At 64.6% G+C, this 20,877-nt stretch carries 20 protein-coding genes; 6 read left to right on the top strand and 14 right to left on the bottom strand.

Annotated elements, in window-relative coordinates; translation table 11 throughout:
• A partial coding sequence (locus tag GGD65_RS39680) for a transposase (protein ID WP_183238730.1) occupies window positions 1-177 on the top strand: 177 nt, incomplete at its 5' end.
• 247 nt (window positions 178-424) lie between these two features.
• Here the strand turns inward: GGD65_RS39680 and GGD65_RS39675 are convergent.
• Complete coding sequence (locus tag GGD65_RS39675) at window positions 425-1,525, bottom strand: hypothetical protein (RefSeq protein WP_183238729.1); 1,101 nt, start codon at window positions 1,523-1,525, stop codon at window positions 425-427.
• Window positions 1,525-2,958 carry an MBOAT family protein gene (locus GGD65_RS39670; protein ID WP_183238728.1) on the bottom strand — a complete coding sequence of 478 codons (1,434 nt, stop codon included), beginning with the start codon at window positions 2,956-2,958 and terminating at the stop codon, window positions 1,525-1,527. The genes GGD65_RS39675 and GGD65_RS39670 overlap by 1 nt, the downstream gene beginning before the upstream one ends.
• Window positions 2,959-3,285: 327 nt before the next feature.
• Here GGD65_RS39670 and GGD65_RS39665 point away from each other — a divergent pair, with 327 nt between their 5' ends.
• Entirely contained in the window at window positions 3,286-5,391 is a 2,106-nt protein-coding gene (locus tag GGD65_RS39665) for a S9 family peptidase (protein ID WP_183238727.1), read from the top strand.
• A 201-nt stretch (window positions 5,392-5,592) separates the two neighbouring features.
• On the opposite strand, the gene GGD65_RS39660 is transcribed toward GGD65_RS39665, so the two are convergent.
• From GGD65_RS39660 to GGD65_RS39635, 6 genes are all read right to left on the bottom strand, one after another.
• On the bottom strand, window positions 5,593-6,684 hold the full coding sequence (locus GGD65_RS39660; protein WP_183238726.1) for an SMP-30/gluconolactonase/LRE family protein: 1,092 nt from the start codon (window positions 6,682-6,684) through the stop codon (window positions 5,593-5,595).
• A 76-nt stretch (window positions 6,685-6,760) separates the two neighbouring features.
• Entirely contained in the window at window positions 6,761-7,480 is a 720-nt protein-coding gene (locus GGD65_RS39655) for a ribonuclease activity regulator RraA (RefSeq protein ID WP_018321606.1), read from the bottom strand.
• Window positions 7,481-7,489: 9 nt separating this feature from the next.
• The gene (araD, locus tag GGD65_RS39650) at window positions 7,490-9,229 is read right to left on the bottom strand and encodes an L-arabinonate dehydratase (protein WP_183238725.1); all 1,740 of its coding nucleotides are present in this window, start codon (window positions 9,227-9,229) and stop codon (window positions 7,490-7,492) included.
• Complete coding sequence (locus GGD65_RS39645; protein WP_179739756.1) at window positions 9,226-10,089, bottom strand: ABC transporter permease; 864 nt, start codon at window positions 10,087-10,089, stop codon at window positions 9,226-9,228. The genes araD and GGD65_RS39645 overlap by 4 nt, the downstream gene beginning before the upstream one ends.
• Window positions 10,090-10,099: 10 nt before the next feature.
• Window positions 10,100-10,861 (bottom strand): ABC transporter ATP-binding protein, encoded by a 762-nt coding sequence (locus GGD65_RS39640; RefSeq protein ID WP_018321609.1) that lies wholly within the window; start codon window positions 10,859-10,861, stop codon window positions 10,100-10,102.
• The gene (locus GGD65_RS39635; RefSeq protein ID WP_018321610.1) at window positions 10,861-11,880 is read right to left on the bottom strand and encodes an ABC transporter substrate-binding protein; all 1,020 of its coding nucleotides are present in this window, start codon (window positions 11,878-11,880) and stop codon (window positions 10,861-10,863) included. The genes GGD65_RS39640 and GGD65_RS39635 overlap by 1 nt, the downstream gene beginning before the upstream one ends.
• A 94-nt stretch (window positions 11,881-11,974) precedes the next feature.
• On the opposite strand from GGD65_RS39635, the gene GGD65_RS39630 reads away from it, so the two are divergent.
• From GGD65_RS39630 to GGD65_RS39620, 3 genes are all read left to right on the top strand, one after another.
• Window positions 11,975-12,691: a GntR family transcriptional regulator gene (locus GGD65_RS39630; RefSeq protein WP_183238724.1), complete on the top strand. Its 717-nt coding sequence runs from the start codon at window positions 11,975-11,977 to the stop codon at window positions 12,689-12,691.
• Between the two features lie 187 nt (window positions 12,692-12,878).
• Complete coding sequence (locus tag GGD65_RS39625) at window positions 12,879-13,298, top strand: response regulator (RefSeq protein ID WP_018321612.1); 420 nt, start codon at window positions 12,879-12,881, stop codon at window positions 13,296-13,298.
• Entirely contained in the window at window positions 13,276-16,869 is a 3,594-nt protein-coding gene (locus GGD65_RS39620) for a PAS domain S-box protein (protein ID WP_183238723.1), read from the top strand. Before GGD65_RS39625 ends, GGD65_RS39620 begins: the two co-directional genes overlap by 23 nt.
• 152 nt (window positions 16,870-17,021) lie before the next feature.
• On the opposite strand, the gene GGD65_RS39615 is transcribed toward GGD65_RS39620, so the two are convergent.
• Entirely contained in the window at window positions 17,022-17,657 is a 636-nt protein-coding gene (locus tag GGD65_RS39615; protein WP_026202588.1) for a response regulator transcription factor, read from the bottom strand.
• 150 nt (window positions 17,658-17,807) lie between these two features.
• Here GGD65_RS39615 and GGD65_RS39610 point away from each other — a divergent pair, with 150 nt between their 5' ends.
• Window positions 17,808-18,128 (top strand): hypothetical protein, encoded by a 321-nt coding sequence (locus GGD65_RS39610; protein WP_183238722.1) that lies wholly within the window; start codon window positions 17,808-17,810, stop codon window positions 18,126-18,128.
• Between the two features lie 53 nt (window positions 18,129-18,181).
• Here GGD65_RS39610 and GGD65_RS39605 read toward each other — a convergent pair whose 3' ends face one another.
• The 5 genes from GGD65_RS39605 to GGD65_RS39585 form a co-directional block, all read right to left on the bottom strand.
• Entirely contained in the window at window positions 18,182-18,685 is a 504-nt protein-coding gene (locus GGD65_RS39605) for a response regulator (RefSeq protein ID WP_018321616.1), read from the bottom strand.
• 141 nt (window positions 18,686-18,826) lie between these two features.
• The gene (locus tag GGD65_RS39600; protein ID WP_018321617.1) at window positions 18,827-19,144 is read right to left on the bottom strand and encodes a hypothetical protein; all 318 of its coding nucleotides are present in this window, start codon (window positions 19,142-19,144) and stop codon (window positions 18,827-18,829) included.
• Window positions 19,145-19,147: 3 nt separating this feature from the next.
• A complete protein-coding gene (locus GGD65_RS39595; RefSeq protein ID WP_183238721.1) occupies window positions 19,148-20,026 on the bottom strand; it encodes a protein-glutamate O-methyltransferase CheR in 879 nt (292 codons plus the stop codon).
• Window positions 20,027-20,087: 61 nt separating this feature from the next.
• A complete protein-coding gene (locus GGD65_RS39590) occupies window positions 20,088-20,474 on the bottom strand; it encodes a response regulator (RefSeq protein WP_018321619.1) in 387 nt (128 codons plus the stop codon).
• Window positions 20,475-20,505: 31 nt separating this feature from the next.
• Window positions 20,506-20,877, bottom strand: a 372-nt coding sequence (locus tag GGD65_RS39585; RefSeq protein ID WP_183238720.1) for a chemotaxis protein CheW, incomplete at its 5' end; no start/stop codon positions are given.

Raw genomic sequence — 20,877 nt, 5'->3', positions numbered from 1 at the left:
CGCTACAACCGCCTCATCGCGCGCCGGCGAGCCCAGGTTGAGACCACCTTCGCCACTCTCAAACGCCGCATGCGACTGACTTGCATCCGCTACGTCGGTCTGATGAAGGCAAGCGGGCAGGTCCTGCTCGCCTCGATCGCCTTCAACATGAGACGGTGGGCCACGATCGCGGCCTGAACCGCCCGCCGAGGGCGAACACTACAGACTGGGCTGGCAATTGCCGTAGCCACGGCCCTTCTCCTGCTGTCCTCAACCTTAAAAGCCGATAACGCAACAGGCCCCTTGTGGGAGAAGGTGGCGCGAAGCGCCGGATGAGGGTTGTTTCCGCAAACTCAATTTCGAGATCGATTCGCGGAGAGATACCCCTCACCCGTCTCGCCGCTCCGCGGCGAGCCACCCTCTCCCACAGGGGGAGAGGGGAAGATCAGCGCGCGACACGATACGCCTCGACCTGCGCCTTCAGCTCATCCAGCGACGCCGTCGGCGTCTTCGGATCGACGCGATACTCCCCGCTCGCCAGCCACTGCAGCACCTTCGCATCGACGACCGGCGAGTGGTGGATGACGTCGCCGTAGTTATCGAGGTCGTGCGTCACCGCCTTGATCGCGCGGAAATCGTGCAGGCGCACGTTGGAAAGCTGCGTCAGGCGCTGCGCGACCACTGCCGTCAGATCGGTGACGATCTTCAGCGTCTCGGGCGAGGCATCGCGCATCGCGACGAATTGCAGGATCGAATAGGGCGGGAAGTAGATGTCGAAGGTCACGTCGGGGTGGCGCGTGATCAGGCCGATGGCATCGCGCTCGAAATGCCTGACCATGGCGTCATAGCCGTAGCCTTCGCCGAGAAAACGGCTGCGCACCGGGCTCGTGATGTAGGCGAAGGCGGCGAGCGTCCTCCTCGCATTGTACTCGCGAGCAATGTCGAAATCCCGCGGCAGCGCGTAGATGTCGTCGACATCGGCGAACGCGAACTTGACGGGAAGAAACGGCGCCGCGCGGGTCAGCGGCCCTTGCAACGGCGGGACCGACCGCAGCAGCGTGAACAGGGACTCTTTCGCCATCGCGGCGCTGAACAGATAGGATGCGATGCCCTTGGCCGTCCCGCGATAGAGATCGACGGACAGATAGGGATCGGCCTCGATGTCGGCCGCATCGACGAAGATGAAATCGTCCATCGCCCAGATCACGCGCCTTGCGCCGCCCGCGATCGCCTGCTCCAGCACGAAGGCCTGCTGGCGTGAGTTGGAGCCGGTCATCGCCAGCTTGAGCGAGCGAACGCCGAGCGCACGGTCGATGTCGCTCTGGCGGAAATGGATCGCGAGCGAGGTGCCCATGAAGGCGGTGTCGAACGACTGGCTGCGGATCAGACCGGCATTCTGCACGCGCGTGTCGTCGGAATAGAAGGCGGAGCGCGAGGGACGGAACAGTTGCAGGGGATCGACGACGTAGGTGAGCACGGCAGCACCAAGCAAGAATGCGATGCTCGCGAGCAGAAGGCGCTTGAGACTGGTGAACGGCCTGCGCATCAGAACCGGAAATAGATGAATTCGCTGTGGCTCTGGATGCCCAAGATGCCGAATGCAAGCACCAGCGATGCGCCATAGAGAAACAGCGGCCGCATGCGCCCTGCCCGCAGGCTCTCGCCGACCCGGCGGTTAGCGTGATCGTATCCCAGAATGCCTTGCGTGTTCGGCGCCAGCCACACCAGCGCGGCGTAGACGGCGACCAGCACCAGCGCCGCGATCTCCTCGCGGCCGAAGACGATGTTGGAGGGATCGGCCATGGCGTGGAGAACCCGCAGCGCCCACGCAACGCTCTCGGCGCGGAAGAACACCCAGGCGACGACGACGGCGAGGAAGGTCAGCGCGGCTCCGGCGATGCGGGCCGGGCGCGCAAGGGGCGACGGAATGGTTGGCATCAGCGCGTTGAAGGCGTGGTTGACACAGAGATAAGCGCCGTGCAGCGCGCCCCAAATGACAAAAGTCCAGGCAGCGCCGTGCCAGAGCCCGCCGAGCAGCATCGTGATCATCAGATTGACATAGCGCAGCACGCGGCCGTGGCGGTTGCCCCCGAGCGGGATGTAGAGATAGTCGCGAAGGAACTGCGACAGCGTCATGTGCCAGCGGCGCCAGAACTCGACGATGCTGGTCGCCTTGTAGGGCGAGTTGAAATTGACGGGCAGGAAGATGCCGAACATCAGCGATATCCCGATCGCCATGTCGGAATAGCCGGAGAAGTCGAAATAGAGCTGGAACGTGTAGGCGAGCGCACCACACCAGGCCTGATCGAAGCTCGGCGAGCGCGCCTCGAAGGCGAGCGCGACCAGCGGCTGGATGCCGTCGGCAAGACAGGTCTTCTTGAACAGGCCGATGGCGAAGATGATGACACCGCACAGCATCAGATGTCCGTCCGGATACTTCGTCTCCTTCCGCTCGAACTGCGGGATCATGTCCTTGTGGTGGAGAATGGGCCCGGCGATCAGATGCGGGAAATAGGTCACGAACAGCGCGTAATGCGGCAACGCATAGGCCGCAACCTGTCCGCGATACGCATCCACCAGGAAGGCAATCTGTGTGAAGGTGTAGAAGGAGATGCCGACCGGCAACATGTGAGCCGCAAGATGCGAGCCGAACAGCGTGTTGATGTTCTCGGCAGCGAAGCCGGCATATTTGAAGATGCCGAGCACGAGCAGATCGCCGACGACACCGAGTGCGAGCGCCGCCTTTCGGTGTGACGGACCGAGCTTCGCCACGATCAGGAGATGGCCGACGCCGTAATTGAAGCCGATCGACAGCAGCAACAGGGCCACGAACTGCCAGTTGCCGATGGCATAGAAGGCGAGCGAGGCCAGCGCCAGCCAGATCACCGGCGTGAAATTGCTGCGCCGCCCAAGCCAGAAATAGCCCGCCAGAACGACCGGCAGGAACAGCAGGATGAACGGGTAGGAATTGAACAGCATCAGGCTGGACCGGCGGCGGGGATTTTGGTCCGTAAAGCATACAAGGGGCCGGTCAACAACCCGGCAGGCTTGGCACCAGTCTTTGGCACTAGCCGCGCTGGCAATCCACGGAAGCGGAACGATATAAGGGAACGCGGCGAGCCGCTTCCTTCCCCCTCTCCCCGCATGCGGGGAGAGGGTCGGGGTGAGGGGGAGTCTCCGCAAGGACGGTGAGAGTTGGACTCGCGGAGAGTCCCCCTCACCCGGATTGCATCTTTGATGCAATCCGGCCTCTCCCCGCAAGCGGGGAGAGGCAAAGCAGCGACGTCGGACACGAATGAGGACCGAGTGACACAAGCCAAGACGCCTTCCCAGCCCCCCGTCGCCCCGCGCCGGCCGCATTCCTTGACGCGGCACGGCATCACCGTGACCGACGACTATGCCTGGCTGAAGGACGCGAAATGGCAGGAGGTGCTGCGCGATCCCAAGGTGCTGGATCCCGACATCCGCAAATATCTGGATGAGGAGAACGGCTACACCGAGAGCCTGCTCGGCCACACCGCATCCCTGCAGAAGACGCTGGTGCGCGAGATGCGCGGGCGGATCAAGGAGGACGATTCCAGCGTGCCCTCGCCCGACGGCGCGTTTGCCTATTTCCGCAGGTTTCGCGAGGGCGGACAGCACGAGCTGTTCGGCCGCATGCCGCGCGACGGCGGCGACGGCGAGATCGTGCTCGATGGCGATGCGCTCGCCAAGGATCACAAATATTTCAGGTTCGGCGGCAGCCGGCACTCCTGCGATCACAAGCTGCAGGCCTGGAGCGCCGACACCAAGGGCTCGGAATATTTTTCGATCCGCGTGCGCGACTGGGCAACGGCCAGGGATCTCGACGACGTGGTCGAGGAGACCGATGGCGGCGTGGTCTGGGCCGCGGATTGCAAGAGCTTCTTCTATGTGAAGCTCGACGACAATCACCGGCCGATGCAGGTGTGGCGGCACCGGCTCGGCACCAAGCAGGCCGACGACACGCTGATCTATGAAGAGCAGGATGCCGGCTGGTTCACCCATCTGCACGAGAGCACCAGCGGCCGCTTCTGCGTGATCGCCGGCGGCGATCACGAGACTTCGGAGCAGCGGCTGATCGATCTCGCCAACCCCGGGGCGCCGCCGCGCCTGGTCGCGGCGCGCGAGGAAGGCGTGCAATATTCGCTGGCCGATCGCGGCGATCAGCTCTTCATCCTCACCAATGCCGACGATGCCATCGACTTCAAGATCGTCACGGCGCAGCTCCTCTCGCCCGAGCGCAAGAACTGGCGCGACCTGATCCCGTATCGTCCCGGCATCTACCTCATCGACCTCGATCTCTATGCCGGCCATCTGGTGCGGCTGGAGCGCGCCAACGCGCTGCCGGCGATCGTGATCCGCGATCTCGCCTCGAACGAGGAGCACGCCATCGCCTTCGACGAGGCCGCCTATTCGCTGGATACGATGGGCTCCTACGAATTCGAGACGACGAATCTGCGCTTTGCCTATTCGTCGATGACGACGCCGTCGGAAGTCTATGACTACGACATGGTCAAGCGCACGCGCACCTTGCGCAAGCGCCAGGAGATTCCGTCGGGCCACGATGCGGCCGATTACGTCACCACCCGCATCACGGCGAAATCGCATGACGGCGCCGAGGTACCGGTGTCGATCCTCTACCGTCGCGGGCTCAAGCTCGACGGCACGGCGCCGCTGCTGCTTTACGGCTACGGCTCCTACGGCATGGCGATGCCGGCCTCCTTCAACGCCAACCGCCTGTCGCTGGTCGACCGCGGCTTCGTCTACGCCATCGCCCATATCCGCGGCGGCGCCGACAAGGGCTGGGGCTGGTATCTCGACGGCAAGCGCGAGATGAAGATCAACTCGTTCGACGATTTCGCAGCCAGCGCCCGCGCGCTGATCGATGCGAAGTACACCAGCGCAAAACGCATCGTCGGCCATGGCGGCTCGGCCGGCGGCATGCTGATGGGCGCGGTCGCCAACCGCGCCGGCGAATTGTTCGCAGGGATCGTCGCCGAAGTACCGTTCGTCGACGTGCTCAACACCATGCTCGACGACACCCTGCCGCTGACGCCGCCGGAATGGCCGGAATGGGGCAACCCGATCGAGAGCGAGCAGGATTTTCGAACGATCCTGTCCTACTCGCCTTACGACAATGTCGCGGCGAAGGACTATCCGGCGATCCTGGCGATGGGCGGCTTGACCGATCCGCGCGTCACCTACTGGGAGCCCGCCAAATGGATCGCGCGCCTGCGCGCCACCATGAGCGGCGGCGGCCCGGTCCTGCTCCGCACCAATATGGGCGCCGGCCATGGCGGCGCCTCGGGGCGGTTCGATCGACTGGACGAGGTCGCGATCGTCTATGCGTTCGCGCTGTGGGCGGCGGGGATGGCGCAGGCCGGGGTGTAGCCACACCCACCGCCGTAGCGACATCCTCCGCTGTCGTCCCCGCGAACGCGGGGACCCATACCGCGTGATGTATCGGTGGAAGGCGAAAGCAGTACCGGCGAAGATTTCTTAACTGCAAGTCTTCGCCAAATTGCTCCCTGGGGTTATGGGTCCCTGCGTTCGCAGGGACGACGGTCTTGTAGGGCGGGGAGAGGCGAAGACTCACACCGCCCCGTGCGCCTCGACATACAGCGCATACACCGAATGGCTGCTCGCCATGTACAGCCGGTTGTTCTTCGGGCCGCCGAAGCAGAGGTTGGCGCAGCGTTCGGGCAGCTTGATGAAGGCGAGCGGCTTGCCGTCCGCGTTGAACACCATGACGCCGTCGAGATCCTCGGGCCTCGCCCTGAGCTGAAACACCTTGCGGCCGCCGACGTCGGTCGGCTCGCCCTGCAGCGCGCCGTTGGAGCCCCAGCCGCACCAGAGATTGCCGTCGCGGTCGACGCGGAAGCCGTCGAGCGAGCCCTGGTCGGCGGCGTCGATCAGCTTGGTCTTGCCGCTGAGCGCGCCATCGTCGCCGACATTGTAGCTCCAGATGCTGCGGTTGGGCGTGCCCTTCCACTCGACGACATAGAGCTTCTTCTCGTCCGGCGAGAAGGCGAGGCCGTTGGGATTGACGAGGTCGGTGAGGACGGCGGTGATCTTGCCGTCCTTGGCGATGCGGTAGACGTTGGTGGTGGCCTGCTCGGCCTTCTCCTTCTTGCCCTCCCACTCGCCGTTGATGCCGAACAGGGGATCGGTGAACCAGATGCTGTCGTCGGACTTCACCACGATGTCGTTCGGCGCGTTCAGCCGCTTGCCCTCGAACTTGTCGGCGAGCAGGGTGACCTTGCCATCCTTCTCGGTGCGGGTGATGCGGCGGGTGACGGAATGCTCGCAGGTGACGAGACGGCCCTGGCGGTCGCGCGCATTGCCATTGGCATAATTGGCATTGGCGCGGAACACGCTGGTCTGCCCGGTCTTCTCGTCAAACTTCATGATCCGGTTGTTGGGAATGTCGGAGAACAGGAGATAGCCGCCCTCGGGGAAATAGGCCGGGCCTTCGACCCAGCGCATGCCTGATGCGACCTGCTCGACCGTCGAGGAGTAGAGCCCGTATTTTGTGAAGCTGGGATCGAGGATCTGGACGGCGGGGTCGGGGTAGCGCTGGTTTGGCGTGAACGGGAACGACTGGGCGCCGGCGGCGCGGGCCAGAAGCGTGGACGCCATTGCTGCGCCGGCGCCGGCCACGAGATTGCGTCGCGTGAAATTCATAAAATCCTCCCTGGGTGATAAAAGGCCGGCGCTTGATGTGGCCGGCCTGTTTTCTTGACTTGGTTTGGCGCTGGCCTTACCGGCCGTTCTTCTTCCGCCACGCCGCGAAGTCGGTGAGCGTCTGCGGATCGGTGGCGGGATAGAGACCGAAGATGCCGCGGCCCTTGCCGACCTCCTCGGTGACGAAATCCTCGAACGCCGTCATCTCGAAGGTCTCGTTGGCGATCTCATCGGCGAGATGCGCGGGGATCACGATGACGCCATCGGCATCGCCGAGGATGACGTCGCCGGGAAATACCGGCGCGTCACCGCAGCCGATCGGGACGTTGATCTCGATCGCCTGGTGCAGCGTGAGGTTGGTCGGCGCCGACGGGCGATGGTGATAGGCGGGGATGCCGAGCTTGGCGATCTCGGCGGAATCGCGAAAGCCGCCGTCGGTGACGACGCCGGCGACGCCGCGTTTCATCAGGCGCGTCACCAGGATGGCGCCGGCCGAGGCCGCGCGCGCATCCTTGCGGCTGTCCATCACCAGCACCGCGCCCGGAGGGCAATCTTCGACCGCCTTGCGCTGCGGATGGGAGCGGTCCTTGAAGACCTCGATGGTGTTGAGATCCTCGCGCGCCGGCATGTAGCGCAGCGTGAAGGCCTCGCCGACCATGGTCGGCTGGTCCGCACCGAGCGGGTGCACGTCCTGGATCATCTGGATGCGCAGCCCGCGCTTGAACAGCGCGGTGGCGACGGTCGCGGTGGAGACCGATTTGAGTTTTGTGCGGGTGGCTTCGCTGAGTTTTGACATGTGCGTCCTTTAGTAAATCGACGGCTCGCCGATCGGCGCGCCGAAATCAGTCTCGAGGAAGTCGAAGTCGCAGCCGTCATTGGCCTGCTTGATGTGCTTGGTGAACATCCAGCCGTAGCCGCGCTCGAAGCGGCGCTCGGGCTGCTTCCAGGCGGCGCGGCGTTTTTTCAGCTCGGCTTCGGGGACGTCGAGATTGATGGTACGCGCGGCAACGTCGAGCGTGATGCGGTCGCCGTTCTGCACCAGCGCCAGCGGGCCGCCGATATAGGATTCCGGCGAGACGTGCAGGATGCAGGCGCCGTAGCTGGTGCCGCTCATGCGCGCGTCCGAGATGCGCACCATGTCGCGCACCCCCTGCTTCACCAGTTTCGTCGGGATCGGCAGCATGCCCCATTCCGGCATGCCCGGCCCGCCCTGCGGCCCGGCATTGCGCAGGATGAGAATGTGGTCCTCAGTGACATCCAGGTTGGGATCGTCGACCGCCTTCTTCATCGAGGGATAATCGTCGAACACCAGCGCGGGTCCGGTGTGCTTGAGGAAGCGCGGCGCGCAGGCGGAGGGTTTGATCACGCAGCCGTCGGGCGCGAGATTGCCCTTGAGCACGGCGAGCGCGCCTTCCTTGTAGATGGGGTTGTCGATTCCGCGGATTACGTCGTCGTTGTGAACTTCGGCACCCTCGATATTGTCGCCAATGGTCTTTCCTGTCACCGTGATGCAGTCGAGATGCAGATGTGGTTTGATCTGGCCCATCAGCGCCGGCAGGCCGCCGGCATAGAAGAAGTCCTCCATCAGATAGGCATCGCCGCTCGGCCGCACGTTGGCGATGACGGGCACCTTGCGGCTCGCGATTTCGAAATCGTCGAGACCGATGTCCTGACCGGCGCGGCGGGCCTGCGCGATCAGATGGATGATCGCATTAGTGGAGCAGCCCATCGCCATCGCCACCGCGATGGCGTTTTCGAAGGCTTTCCGCGTCTGAATCACTTTCGGCGTCAAGTCCTCCCACACCATCTCGACGATGCGGCGGCCGCATTCAGAGGCCATGCGGATGTGATTGGCGTCGGCAGCGGGGATCGAGGAAGCGCCCGGCAGCGTCATGCCGATCGCTTCGGCAATCGCGGTCATGGTCGAGGCCGTGCCCATGGTCATGCAGGTGCCGTAGCTGCGGGCGATGCCGGCCTCGATGTCGAGCCAGTCCTTGTCGGAAATCTTTCCGGCGCGGCGCTCGTCCCAGTATTTCCAGCCGTCGGAGCCGGAGCCGAGCGTCTTGCCCTTCCAATTGCCGCGCAGCATCGGGCCGGCCGGCAGATAGATCGCCGGAATGTTCATCGAGGTCGCGCCCAGCAGCAGCGCTGGCGTGGTCTTGTCGCAGCCGCCCATCAGCACCACGCCGTCGACGGGATGGCTGCGCAACAGCTCCTCGGCGTCCATCGCCAGCAGATTGCGATAGAGCATGGTGGTCGGCTTCAACAGCGATTCCGACAACGACAGCGCCGGCAGCTCGATCGGCAGGCCGCCCGCCATCAGGATGCCGCGCTTGACGTCGTCGACGCGCGACTTGAAGTGCATGTGGCAGGGCTGCGCATCCGACCAGGTGTTGAGGATCGCGATGATCGGGCGGTCCTTCCACTCCTCCGGCGCGTAGCCCATCTGCATGGTGCGGGAGCGATGGCCGAACGAGCGGAGATCGTCGGGCGCGAACCAGCGCGCGCTGCGGAGCTGGTCGGGCGCTATTTTCTTCTTGGTCATGATTGGGTGCCCCATTTCTGCACGGTGTTCCGCTCGATGGCGCGGAAGATCAGGTTCTCGACAAAGAGCCCAATGATGATCACCGTCAAGAGGCCCGCGAACACCGCGGGTATGTCGAGCAGATTGCGGTTCTCGAAGATGAACCAGCCAAGGCCGCCCTGCCCCGAGGACACGCCGAACACCAGCTCGGCCGCAATCAGCGTGCGCCAGGCAAAGGCCCAGCCGATCTTGAGACCGGTGAGGATCGAGCCGAACGCCGCGGGGATCAGGATCTTTGCCACATAGGGCAATCCGCGCAGGCCGTAATTGCGCCCGACCATACGCAGCGTGTTGGACACGCTCTTGAAGCCGGAATGGGTGTTGAGCGCGACCGGCCACAGCACCGAATGGATCAGCACGAAGACGAGGCTGCCATTGCCGAGGCCGAACCAGATCAATGCGAGCGGCAACAGCGCGATCGCCGGCAACGGATTGAACATCGCCGTCACGGTCTCGAGGAAGTCGGTGCCGATCCGGGTGGAGATCGCGAGCACGGTGAAGATCGCGGCGAGCACGATGCCGGCGGAATAGCCCATGAACAGCACTTTCAGCGACGTCCAGGCCCGCATCGGAATGGTGCCGTCCTTGACGCGGTCGAACAGCGTGATGGCGGTATCGTGCAGCGTCGGGAACAACAGCGGATTGTCGAGAGCGACGCCGTAGGCTTCCCAGACCGCCGCCAGGAACAGGATGATCACCGACTTGCGGACGAAGCCGTCGTTCCACAACAGCTCGAGCACGCTCAGCTTGCGCTCGACCTCGCCCGCGGCTGAACTGGCGGCGGCCGGCTCGGCCCGCAGCAATATCTTGGCTTCGCCCATCAGAGGCTCCTCAGTGCGCGGTGGCTTCGCCGGCGAACAGGAGATCGTGGATCTCCTTCTCCAGCCGGCCGGCGCTGCCGTCCTCGTTCGAAACCTTGTCGACGTCGATCACCTCGGCCTTGACGCGGCCGGGATGCGGCGACAGCAGCAGGATGCGGTTGCCGATGCGGATCGCTTCCGCAATCGAATGGGTCACGAACAGCACGGTGAATTTGGTCTCGCTCCAGAGCTGGAGCAGCTCGTCCTGGCAGGTCCGGCGCGTCAGCGCGTCGAGCGCCGCGAACGGCTCGTCCATCAAGAGGATGTCGGGCTCCATCGCCATGCCGCGCGCGATCGCCACACGCTGCTTCATGCCGCCGGACAGCGTGTGCGGATAGGCATCGACCACGCGGGTGAGGCCGACCTTCTCGATATAGGCCCGTGCCTTGGCCTCGGCGTCCCTGCGCGACAGTTTTCGCGCGGTCAGCAGCGGAAACATGACGTTGGCGAGCACGCTCTTCCAGGGCAGGAGCTGGTCGAACTCCTGGAAGATCATCATGCGGTCGGCGCCGGGACCGTGGATCTCGCGATCGCCGATGGTCATGCGGCCCTCGCTCGGGGTCATGTAGCCGCCGACGGCCTTGAGCAGGGTCGACTTGCCGCAGCCGGAGGGACCGAGCAGCACGAAGCGGTCGGATTTGTCGACCGTGAAACTCACCCTCTCGGTGGCGGTGACGACTGCGCTGGAGGTCTTGTAGCGCAGCGTCACGGAGCTGACGTCGAGCAGCGCCATCAGTTGCCCTTCAGATCGTGCGCGACGGGGAGATAGTAATCCGTCCAGGCCTTGGGCTGGCTCTTTAGCGTGCCGGTCTTGAACAGATGCGCGGCGAACTTCATCGTGCCCTGCGGCTCGAGATTCCACTCCATCATGCCGGGCTCCTTGAGCAGATCGAGCAGCTCCTCGACCGAGGTCTTGTCGCCGGTGATCTCCTTGTAGATCTCGACCGCCTGCTTGGTGTCGCTGCGGATCAGGGCCTGCGCTTCCTTGGTGGCGTCGCGCACCGCCTGGATGATCTTTGGATTGGCCTCGGCGAACTTCGTGGTGGTGAAGAATTGCGCCTGGCTGAGCGGTCCGCCCATCACGTCCGGCGACGACAGCACGATATGCGCGCCCGGCACGTTCTTCAGCTCCAGGAAGGTGAACGGCGGGATCGAGAAGTGGTTGTGCACCTCGTGCTTGGGATTGGACAGCGCCGCATAGGCATCGGGATGGCCGAGCTGCACGGTGTTGGCATCCAGCTTCGACCATTGGTCGGCGCCGAAGGCCTCGGCGGCTGCGATCTGCAGCACAATCGCCTGGGTCGAGACCTTGACGGTCGGCACCGCGATCTTGTCCGCCGGGCCAAAGTCCTTGATCGACTTGATGTTGGCGTCGCGGCTGATCAGCGTCATCGGCTGTGCCGAGGTCGCGACGATGCCCTTCACGCCGCCGCGGGTGCGGTCCCAGAGCAGCAGAAGATTGCCGGTGCCGGTGTTGAGGATGTCGACGCCGCCCGCGAGCAGCGCATCGGTCTGCGCGCCGCCGCCGGAGAAGGTGATCCATTTGGTGGTGATGCCTGCGAGGCCGAGTGAAGCTGCGTGCTTCTCGATCAGCTTCAGCTTCTCCATGATGTGGCTCGGCATGTAGAAAATGCCGGGCTGGCGCGACAGCGCGATCTCGGACTTCTGCTGCGCACGCGCCGGCGAAGCCGCCAGCACGGTTGCGACGATCAGGGCGATGGCGGCAGCGCCACGCTGGAATGGCTTGATCATAATTGTTCGTTTCCTCCGGCCGCCATTGACGAGCGATCCTGCTGATGCACTAATGCATTAGTGCATCAAAGGCAAGCCTCCCGGAGCCCCTCGTATGGAAACCGCCCATTCCGCGTCCCGCGCGACCGCCCGCCGGGGGGCGCCGCTCGACCGGGCTCGGCAGGCCGCGCCGCAGGTGTTCGAGCGGCTGCGCAACGCCATTCTCGCGCTCGAACTGCCCCCGGGCTCGCCGCTGTCGCGCACCGATCTCGCTGCGCAATTCGGCGTCAGCTCGACGCCGATCCGCGACGCCCTGATGCGACTCGAGGAAGAAGGGCTCGTGGACGTGTTTCCGCAGCACGCGACCGTGGTCAGCCGGGTCGATGTCGGCCGGGCCGAGCAGGCCCATTTCCTGCGCCAGGCGCTCGAGCTCGAAATCGTCCGGCTGCTCGCCGAGCAGCATGACCAGGCCCTGGTCCTCCGCCTCGACCATGTGATCGCGCTTCAGCAGCAGTTCGCCAAGGCCGGCGATTTCGAGAGCTTCATCGCCGCCGACAATGATTTTCACGCCCAGCTTTATGCTGCGGCTGGCAAGCAGGAGCTGTGGACGCTGGTGCGCAGCCGCAGCGGACATATCGACCGGCTGCGCCGGCTGCACTTGCCCTCGCCCGGCAAGGCCCAGAACATCGTCCGCCACCACAAGCTGATCACCCGCGCGATCGAAGCCGGCGACCCCGACGCCGCGCAACAGCATCTGCGAAAGCACCTATCGGGCACGCTCAGCGAGCTCGACAAGATCCGGAGCCATTATCCGGAATATTTGACCGATTAGACAGACCACCAGCCTGGCGAAGCCCCTATGCACGTAACCGTGCATAAGCATGCTTCCCTTGGGCGAGCATTCACCGGGCACTCGCGAAGTGCTTGCAGGCCGGGCGGAATCCGCGCAACAATTTCGTCTTTGATGGTTTGATTTGCGGCCGGTGGGGACGTCCTGTCCGGCCCGGAGGAATTCAGACGTGGCCAACATCCTGATCGTGGATGACGACCCGGCCGTTCAAATCACGATCCGGCTGCTCCTGGAGAGGGCCGGTCATCACGTCACGGTCGCCGGCGATGGCCGCAAGGGACTTGCGCTGTTCGAGGCCAGCCGGTTCGACCTCCTGTTTCTCGACATCTTCATGCCCGGCATGGACGGGCTGGAGACAATGCGTCACATCCGGGTGCTGGCTCCGGCCATTCCGATCATCGTCATTTCCGGCCGCTCGATCACGCCGGACGCCTATGCGGAACCGGACTTCCTGAAGATGGCGACCAAGCTCGGCGCGGTGGCAAGTCTGCAAAAGCCGTTCCGGCCTGACGCCCTGCTCGCCGCTGTCGATGGCTGCCTGAAAGCAGGCGCGCCGGAGGGGTCCGATGTCAGCTCCGGCCACCGATGAAGGGCGCGCCGAGGCTCCAGGCCAGACCAGGCGTGGTCATCCGGGAAGCTCTGCGAACATCCGCTTGACCCTCGCAACGCGGCTGGCGATCGCGATGATCCTGCTGGTGGCGGTCACCGTGGCCGCAGTCGGATGGCTCGGCTTTCGCAACACCACGCAAGCGGTCATTCCGCGCGTCCTGGAGCGGGTCGGGGCCCAGTCGCGCCTGCTCGCGGCCAATCTGGAATCCTATGTTGCCGGGGCCCGCGGCGATTTGATCGGCTATCGCTCTGCCGCGGCGATCAATGGCCTGATCCGCGCTCACGTGGCCGGAGGAATTGACCCTTCAGACGGCGTCTCGGAGCAAACCTGGCGCGAGCGTATCGCCACGCGGCTCGCGGCCGAGATCGAGGCCAAACCCATCTACGGGCAGTTTCGCATCATCGGTCTCGACGACGATCAGCGCGAGCTGGTCCGCGTCGACCGCTCTGGCCCGAATGGAACGGCACGGATCGTCCCCAGCGGCGAACTGGAGCGCAAGGGCGAACGAACGTACTTTGAGGACACGATACGCCTGGCGCCGGGCGAGATTTACGTTTCACCCATCGATCTCGCGACCCGCCAGGGAGGCACCACCGCCCTGCACGTTCCGACGCTGCGGGTCGCAACGCCGCTGTTCACGCCGGATGGCAAGCCGTTCGGGATCATCATCGCCAATATCGACATGCGTCCGGCGCTCGACCGCGTCCGCGCGACATCGACCTCGGGGGGCGAGATCTACGTCGTGAATTCGCGCGGCGACTATCTCGTTCATCCGGATCGCACGCGAGAATTCGGCGCATTGCATGATCGTCCCAACGACTGGCGCAAGGACTTTCCGTATTTTGGTGCCTTGACCGGTACGCTGGAGGGATCCACGCGCCTCATGACCGACGGGTCGGGCCGGCCGAGCGGGGCGGCGATCGCGCCGGCGCTGCTCGTGGGCAAAGAATGGGTCGCAATCATCGAGACAATCCCCGCGCCGGTGTTCGGCCTCGTACCGGCGGCGATTCAAAGAACGTCCTTACTGGTCGGTATCCTCGCTGTCCTCGCCGCGGCCTTACTCGCGGTGCTGCTTGCGCGCTCGCTAACTCGTCCGATCGGTCGCCTGACCGCGGCGGTGGAGGCCATCGGCAACGGACGGCCAGCCGACATCCCCGTCGATGCCAGCGGCGAGACCGGCGTGCTGGCGCGGGCCTTCGCCCAGATGGTCGAAGAGACGCGGGCGAAAACGGCAGCGCTCCAACGCGAGATCGAGGAGCATCGCCGCACCGAGGCCGCACGAAACCATCATGCGGCACGCGAGCAATTGTTCAGTGCCGCCGTCGAATCGTCCGACGATGCGATCGTGATGCAGACGCTTGACGCCATCATCACGGGCTGGAATCCGGCTGCCGAGCGGCTCTATGGCTATTCGGCGAGTGAGGCAATCGGAAAATCCACCGCGATCATCGTGCCGCCCGACCGCCGCGAGCATGGCAAAGGCTATCTGGCGCGGATCGCGCGGGGCGAGCCGATCGAGCGGTTCGAGACGGTGCGCCTGCGCAAGGACGGCACGCCGGTCGAGATCTCACTCAGCCTCTCGCCGATCAGGGGGCCGTCCGGCGAGATCATCGGCGTCTCCGGGACTGCGCACAGTCTCACCGAGGCGCGGCGGGCCGAGCGGCAGCTGCAGCAGCAGCTCGAAGAGCGCCGGCAGATCTTCGATACCTCGCAGGATCTGATCATGGTCATGGACCCGCGGGGCCATGTCGCGCAGATCAGCCCGAGCAGCGAGACCATTCTCGGCTACCGGCCGGAGGAGATGATCGGCCGCAGCGGCGCGGACTTCATTCATCCCGACCATCTGGCACAATCGCGCGAGGACATGCGCGCGATGCGGCGCGGCGAGCGCCCCAAGCTCGGCGACACCCGCTGCTTCCACAAGAACGGGCACGAGGTCTGGCTGTCCTGGCTCGGCAACTGGTCCGAGCAGGCGCAGCGCTTCTTCTTCGTCGGACGCGACATGACGGAAGCGCGGCTCGCGCAGGAATCGCTGCGCGAGAGCGAGCGGCTCGCCCGCAACATCGTCGAGACCTCGCTCGACGCCTTCATCCAGACCGACGAGACCAGCAGCATCCTGAACTGGAACTCGCAGGCCGAGCAGCTGTTCGGCTGGCGCCGCGACGAGGTGCTCGGCAAGAGCACGATCGACCTGATCGTCGCCGAGAGCGAACGCGAAAGGGTCAGGGCCGGCCTGAAGCACTTCCTGGAGAACGAGGGCGACAGGACGCTGAACCGCCGCCGCGAGCTGATGTGCCGTCGCCGCGACGGCAAGGAATTCAAGGCCGAGCTGAGCGTCACCGCGCTGAAGCGCCGCGAAGGCCTGCTGTTCAACGTCTTCTACCGCGACCTCACCGACAAGATCGCCGCCGAGGAGCGCATCCGCCATGCCGAGAAGATGGAGGCGGTCGGCCAGCTCACCGGCGGCGTGGCGCACGATTTCAACAACATCCTCACCGTCATCACCGGGACGATCGAGATCCTCGCGGAAGCCGTCGAGAAGGAGCCGCAGCTTGCGGCCATCACGAAGATGATCGACGAGGCCGCCGCGCGCGGCGCCGATCTGACCCAGCACCTGCTGGCCTTCGCGCGCAAGCAGCCGCTCCAGCCGCGCGAGATCGACATCAACTCGCTGGTCGTCGACACCGCGAAGCTGTTGCGGCCGACGCTGGGCGAGCAGATCCAGATCGAATCGGTGTTCGAGGACGAGAATTGCGTCGCGATCGTCGATCCCAACCAGCTCACCACCGCGATCCTCAATCTCGCGCTCAATGCCCGCGACGCCATGCCCGGCGGCGGCAAGCTGATCGTGGAGACCGGCGCCGCCTATCTCGACGAGGTCTATGCCAGCGGCAACGACGTCCGTCCCGGCCATTACGTGCTGATCGCCGTGAGCGACACCGGCACCGGGATCCCTGCGAACATGCTGACCAGGGTGTTCGACCCCTTCTTCACCTCGAAGGGACCGGGCAAGGGCACCGGGCTCGGGCTGTCGATGGTCTACGGCTTCATCAAGCAGTCCGCAGGCCACATCAAGATCTACAGCGAGGAAGGCCACGGCACCACGATCAAGATGTACCTGCCACCCGGCACGACGCCGACAGCGGTCGGCGAGGGCGTGACGCCGGCGACGATCGAGGGCGGACACGAGACGATCCTGGTGGTCGAGGACGACCGGCTGGTGCGCGACTACGTGCTGGCGCAGCTGCATGCGCTGGGTTACGTCACCTTGCAGGCCGCGAATGCGGCGGAGGCGCTGGCGATCGTTGCCGCCGGCAAGCCGTTCGACCTGCTGTTCACCGACGTCATCATGCCCGGCAAGATGAACGGACGGCAGCTCGCCGACGAACTGATGAAGACACGCCCCGATCTCAGGGTGGTCTACACGTCGGGCTATACCGAGAATGCGATCATCCATCACGGCCGGCTGGATTCCGGCGTCCTGCTGCTGGCCAAGCCTTATCGCAAATCGGATCTCGCGCGGATCATCCGCAAGGCGTTGAGCGCTTGAGGTCTCGCGCTCCTGTCATGGACGCACCGCAGCGCGCAGCGCTGCTGTGCAGAGCCGGGACCCAGGATTGCCGACAGTGATACTAGAGAGATGGGCCCCGGCTCAGCAACGCATCATTGCATGATGCGCTGTGTCCGGGGCACGACACCATTTTACGACGCGCGCTGGGCCGCGGTCATCACGATGCGGATCAGATCGGCGGCGTTGCGCGCGCCGAGCTTTTTCATGATGTTGGCGCGGTGATCCTCGATGGTGCGCGGGCTGATGCCGAGGGTGCGGCCGGCTTCCTTGTTGGACGCACCGGAGGCGAACTGCTCGAGCACCTCGCGCTCCCTGCGCGTCAGCGGCTCGCGCCCGGGGAAGTGCAGCGAGCCGAATTTCGGCGAGGCGTTCTCCGCCTGCCTGCGCGCATAGGCGCCGATCGCCTCGTCGAGCCGGCCGACGATCTCGCTGCCGCGGAACGGCTTCTCGATGAAGTCGAGCGCGCCGCTCTTGATCGCGCCCACCGCCATCGCGATGTCGCCCTGCCCGGAGATCATGAAGATCGGCGCCGGATAATCCTCGCCGTGCAGCTCCTTCAGGATGTCGAGGCCCGACTTTCCGGGAATGTTCACGTCGAGCAGGATCGCAGCCGGTGTGCGGTTTCGCGCGACGGAGAGCAGCGCTGCGCCGTCCGCAAAACAGATCACCTCATAGCCCGCCGCCTTCAACACCATCGACAGGGTGTCGCGAACGGCAGGGTCGTCGTCGACCACGAAGATTTCACCGCGAGAGCTTTGTTCGGCCATGTGCCACATCCAGTTGGCATGAAGGACTCGCGTCCGCGCCAAACCGTTATGGCGTTCGGCGCGGATTCGGCCCACCCGTATTTGTACGGGACATGGACTTAACGCACAAGTAGCGGCAGGGTGCCTAATTGCGGGGTACGGAGAATATCCATGCTAAATTTCGCTGGCACACCCCCGCTCATCGCGATGCCTGAAACTGACAGCCGTCAGTTGATCGCTGCCGATCTTCGCGCCCTGATCACACGGATCGAGAGCAGCATGCGCCTGATCGACGCAGCCATGATGGAAGCTGGCCTGCTGGAAATGGGTCTGGCGCACGACGATAACGGCGATCCGGCCGGTTCCGCCGACATTTTCGTGCTCGACGACGTCACGCCGCGCTATGCGACGGCGAGCGCCGCTCTCAACGCCTGCCGGGCGGGCCTCGGCCACGCCCTGCAATGTCTGTCGGAAACCGGCACCCCGGCATAGAGCGCGATCAGCGGCACGCCGGCCGCATTCATCGCATGGCAGCTCCGCAAGTCCTAGGCGCGGTGTCGTTCCACGATCGCGTCGGTGGCGACACCACCCCAGGTATGGATCGCCGGAAGGCCCATCGCGGTCTTGCCGAGATTGGCGAGGCTGATGCGCAAGGCCGCGAGGTCGAGCGGCTTCGGCAGGCTCTGGAGCTCGATCCCGACGGACCGGGCGAAGCTGCGGGCGGCGCTGCGGCGCTTGCCGTCCATGCCGCTGATGACGATCACGGCGCCACCGAACTTTGCTGCCGCCATCTCGCGCAGCACGTCGATGCCGTCGCCATCCTCCAGCACGAGATCAAGCGTCACGCAGTCGAAGCGCGCCGCGCGGAGCTTCTCGATCGCATCCGCCACTGACGGCGCCACGGTGACTTCGTGGCCGGCCTGCTTGGCGGCGACCGTGATGAGGCTGCGCTGCGTGGCGTCGTCATCGACCACCAGGAGCTGAAGCGCACGCCGCTCGGCGCCGTCGGGCAGGTTTGAGGAGATGGGGGAAAGAGAACTTCTGGGCATTTCAGTATCCTGAGATTGGGACCATCAATGGATACACGGTTCGCGCTTAGGCCACGTAAAGGCCCTGTCGCGAATTCATTCGGATGTTTTCAGAAAATGTGAAGCAACGGACCGGAAAAGACGGCGACGGATGCGGGCGGATCACGCCGCTTCGTCGCGGCCGCCGGCTGCGCCGCGCTTCTTCCTGTTCTTGCCGCGGAGGAACTGAATGTCCATCTCGGCGCCGTTGACGCGGACCAGCTCGCAGCGGCGGTAGGCGAGGCCCGTGGACGACAACAGCAGGAAGAACTCTTTCAGGTTCAACCCCTGGATCGAGCCTTCCACCGTGAGGATGGCGTCGGTATCGGAGATCGCGTTGAGCTTGCAGTCGCGGCGCCAGGTGCCGTCGATGGCCATGATGCAGACATCGTAGCCGCGACTGAAAGTCACGCGTTCCGTACCCTTGCCATCCTCGGCCATGTTCTATCGTCCTGCCATGGCCGCCAGGCGCGGCGCCGCGCCGGCCAGAGCCGGCTTGGCGGCTGCGGCACGCGGATCGTTCGGCTTGTAGAGGCCGCGCCGCTCCGGAATCGGCCGGAACGTATCGGTCAGGCCGACCACGGTTTCGGCCGCGCCCAGCACCAGGAAGCCGTCGGGCTCGATCTGACGGGCCAGCCGGTTGAAGATGTTGATCTTGGTGTCCTGATCGAAATAGATCAGCACGTTGCGGCAGAAGATGACGTCGAAGGTGCCGAGCTGCGCGAAATCGTGCAGCAGGTTGAGCTGCCGGTGCTGGATCATCGCCCGCAATTCGGGATTGACCTGCCAGGTCTCGCCGGTCTGCTTGAAATATTTCATCAGCATCTGGATCGGCAGGCCGCGCTGCACCTCGAACTGGCTGTAGATTCCGGCCTTGGCCTTCTCCAGCACCTCCTGCGACAGGTCGGTCGCGATGATCTCGATGCGCCAGCCGGTGAGAGCCGCGCTCATCTCCTTCAGGCACATCGCCAGCGAATAGGGCTCCTGCCCGGTCGAGCCGGCGGCGCACCAGATCCGTATGCTGCGGCGGGCGGCCCGCGCCTTGATGATCTCGGGCATGATGGTGTCGCGGAAATGATCGAACGGGACCTTGTCGCGGAAGAAGAAGGTCTCGTTGGTGGTCATGGCTTCGACCACGTCGGTGATCACCGTGCGCGCGCCGCCTTGCAGCTTCTGCACGAGCTCGCCGATGCCGGAGAGTCCGGCCTTGCGGGCCAGCGGCAGCAGCCGGCTTTCGATCAGATATTGCTTGTCTGCGGAAAGATCGAGACCGGAATTTTCCTTTAGGAACTTACGCAGATACTCATACTCGGTCGGGGTCACGGATGGCCTCTTCGAAGCTTGTACTGGAACACTCTGGCCGAAATACGCGGGCCAGACACACTCAGACCATGGCTTGTCCGACCGGGATCAAACCAACTTCAGCGAACTTGTCGGCGATGATGTCCTTATCGAAAGGCTTCATGATGTACTCGTTGGCGCCGCCGCTGAGCGCCTGGGCGATATGCGCCACATTGTTCTCGGTGGTGCAGAACACCACCTTGGGCTGGTCGCCGCCGGGCAGGCGGCGCATGTGGCCCATGAATTCGAAGCCGTCCATCACGGGCATGTTCCAGTCGAGCAGCACCGCATCGGGCAGCTGCCGCTGACAGATCTCGAGCGCCTTCGAGCCGTCCTCGGCCTCGGTAACTTCGAATTCCAGGCCTTCCAGGATCCGGCGGGCGATCTTGCGCACCACGCTGGAATCATCAACCACCAAGCAGGTCTTCATTTTGGTTCTCCGGCTTCGATGTTTCGTTGGCTCACGCAGCCATCTGCACTTTGGTTTCGAGCTCGAGGACGCGATCGACGTCGAGGACGACCATGAGCTGGCCCTCGAGGCGGTGGACGCCGCCGGCGAGCTTGGCCATGCGGGGGTCGAGGTTGACGGGATTTTCTTCCATGCCGGCTTCGGGCAGGCGCAGCACCTCGCCGATCTGGTCGATCAGCAGGCCATAGGATTCACCGCGGAGGTCGACGCCGACCGCCATCGGCACCTTGCCGTCCTCGGGCTGCGGCAGGCCGAGCCGGGCGCGCATATCGACCACGGTGACGATGCGGCCGCGCAAGTTCAGCACGCCCGCGATCTCGCGCGAGGACAAGGGCACGCGGGTGACGCGTTCGGGCATGAACAC

It is taken from the genome of Bradyrhizobium sp. CIR18, from assembly GCF_014198295.1.
Lineage (GTDB): Bacteria > Pseudomonadota > Alphaproteobacteria > Rhizobiales > Xanthobacteraceae > Bradyrhizobium.
Note: the sequence above shows the minus strand (reverse complement) of the source record. Positions and strands in the feature narration are given on the sequence as shown.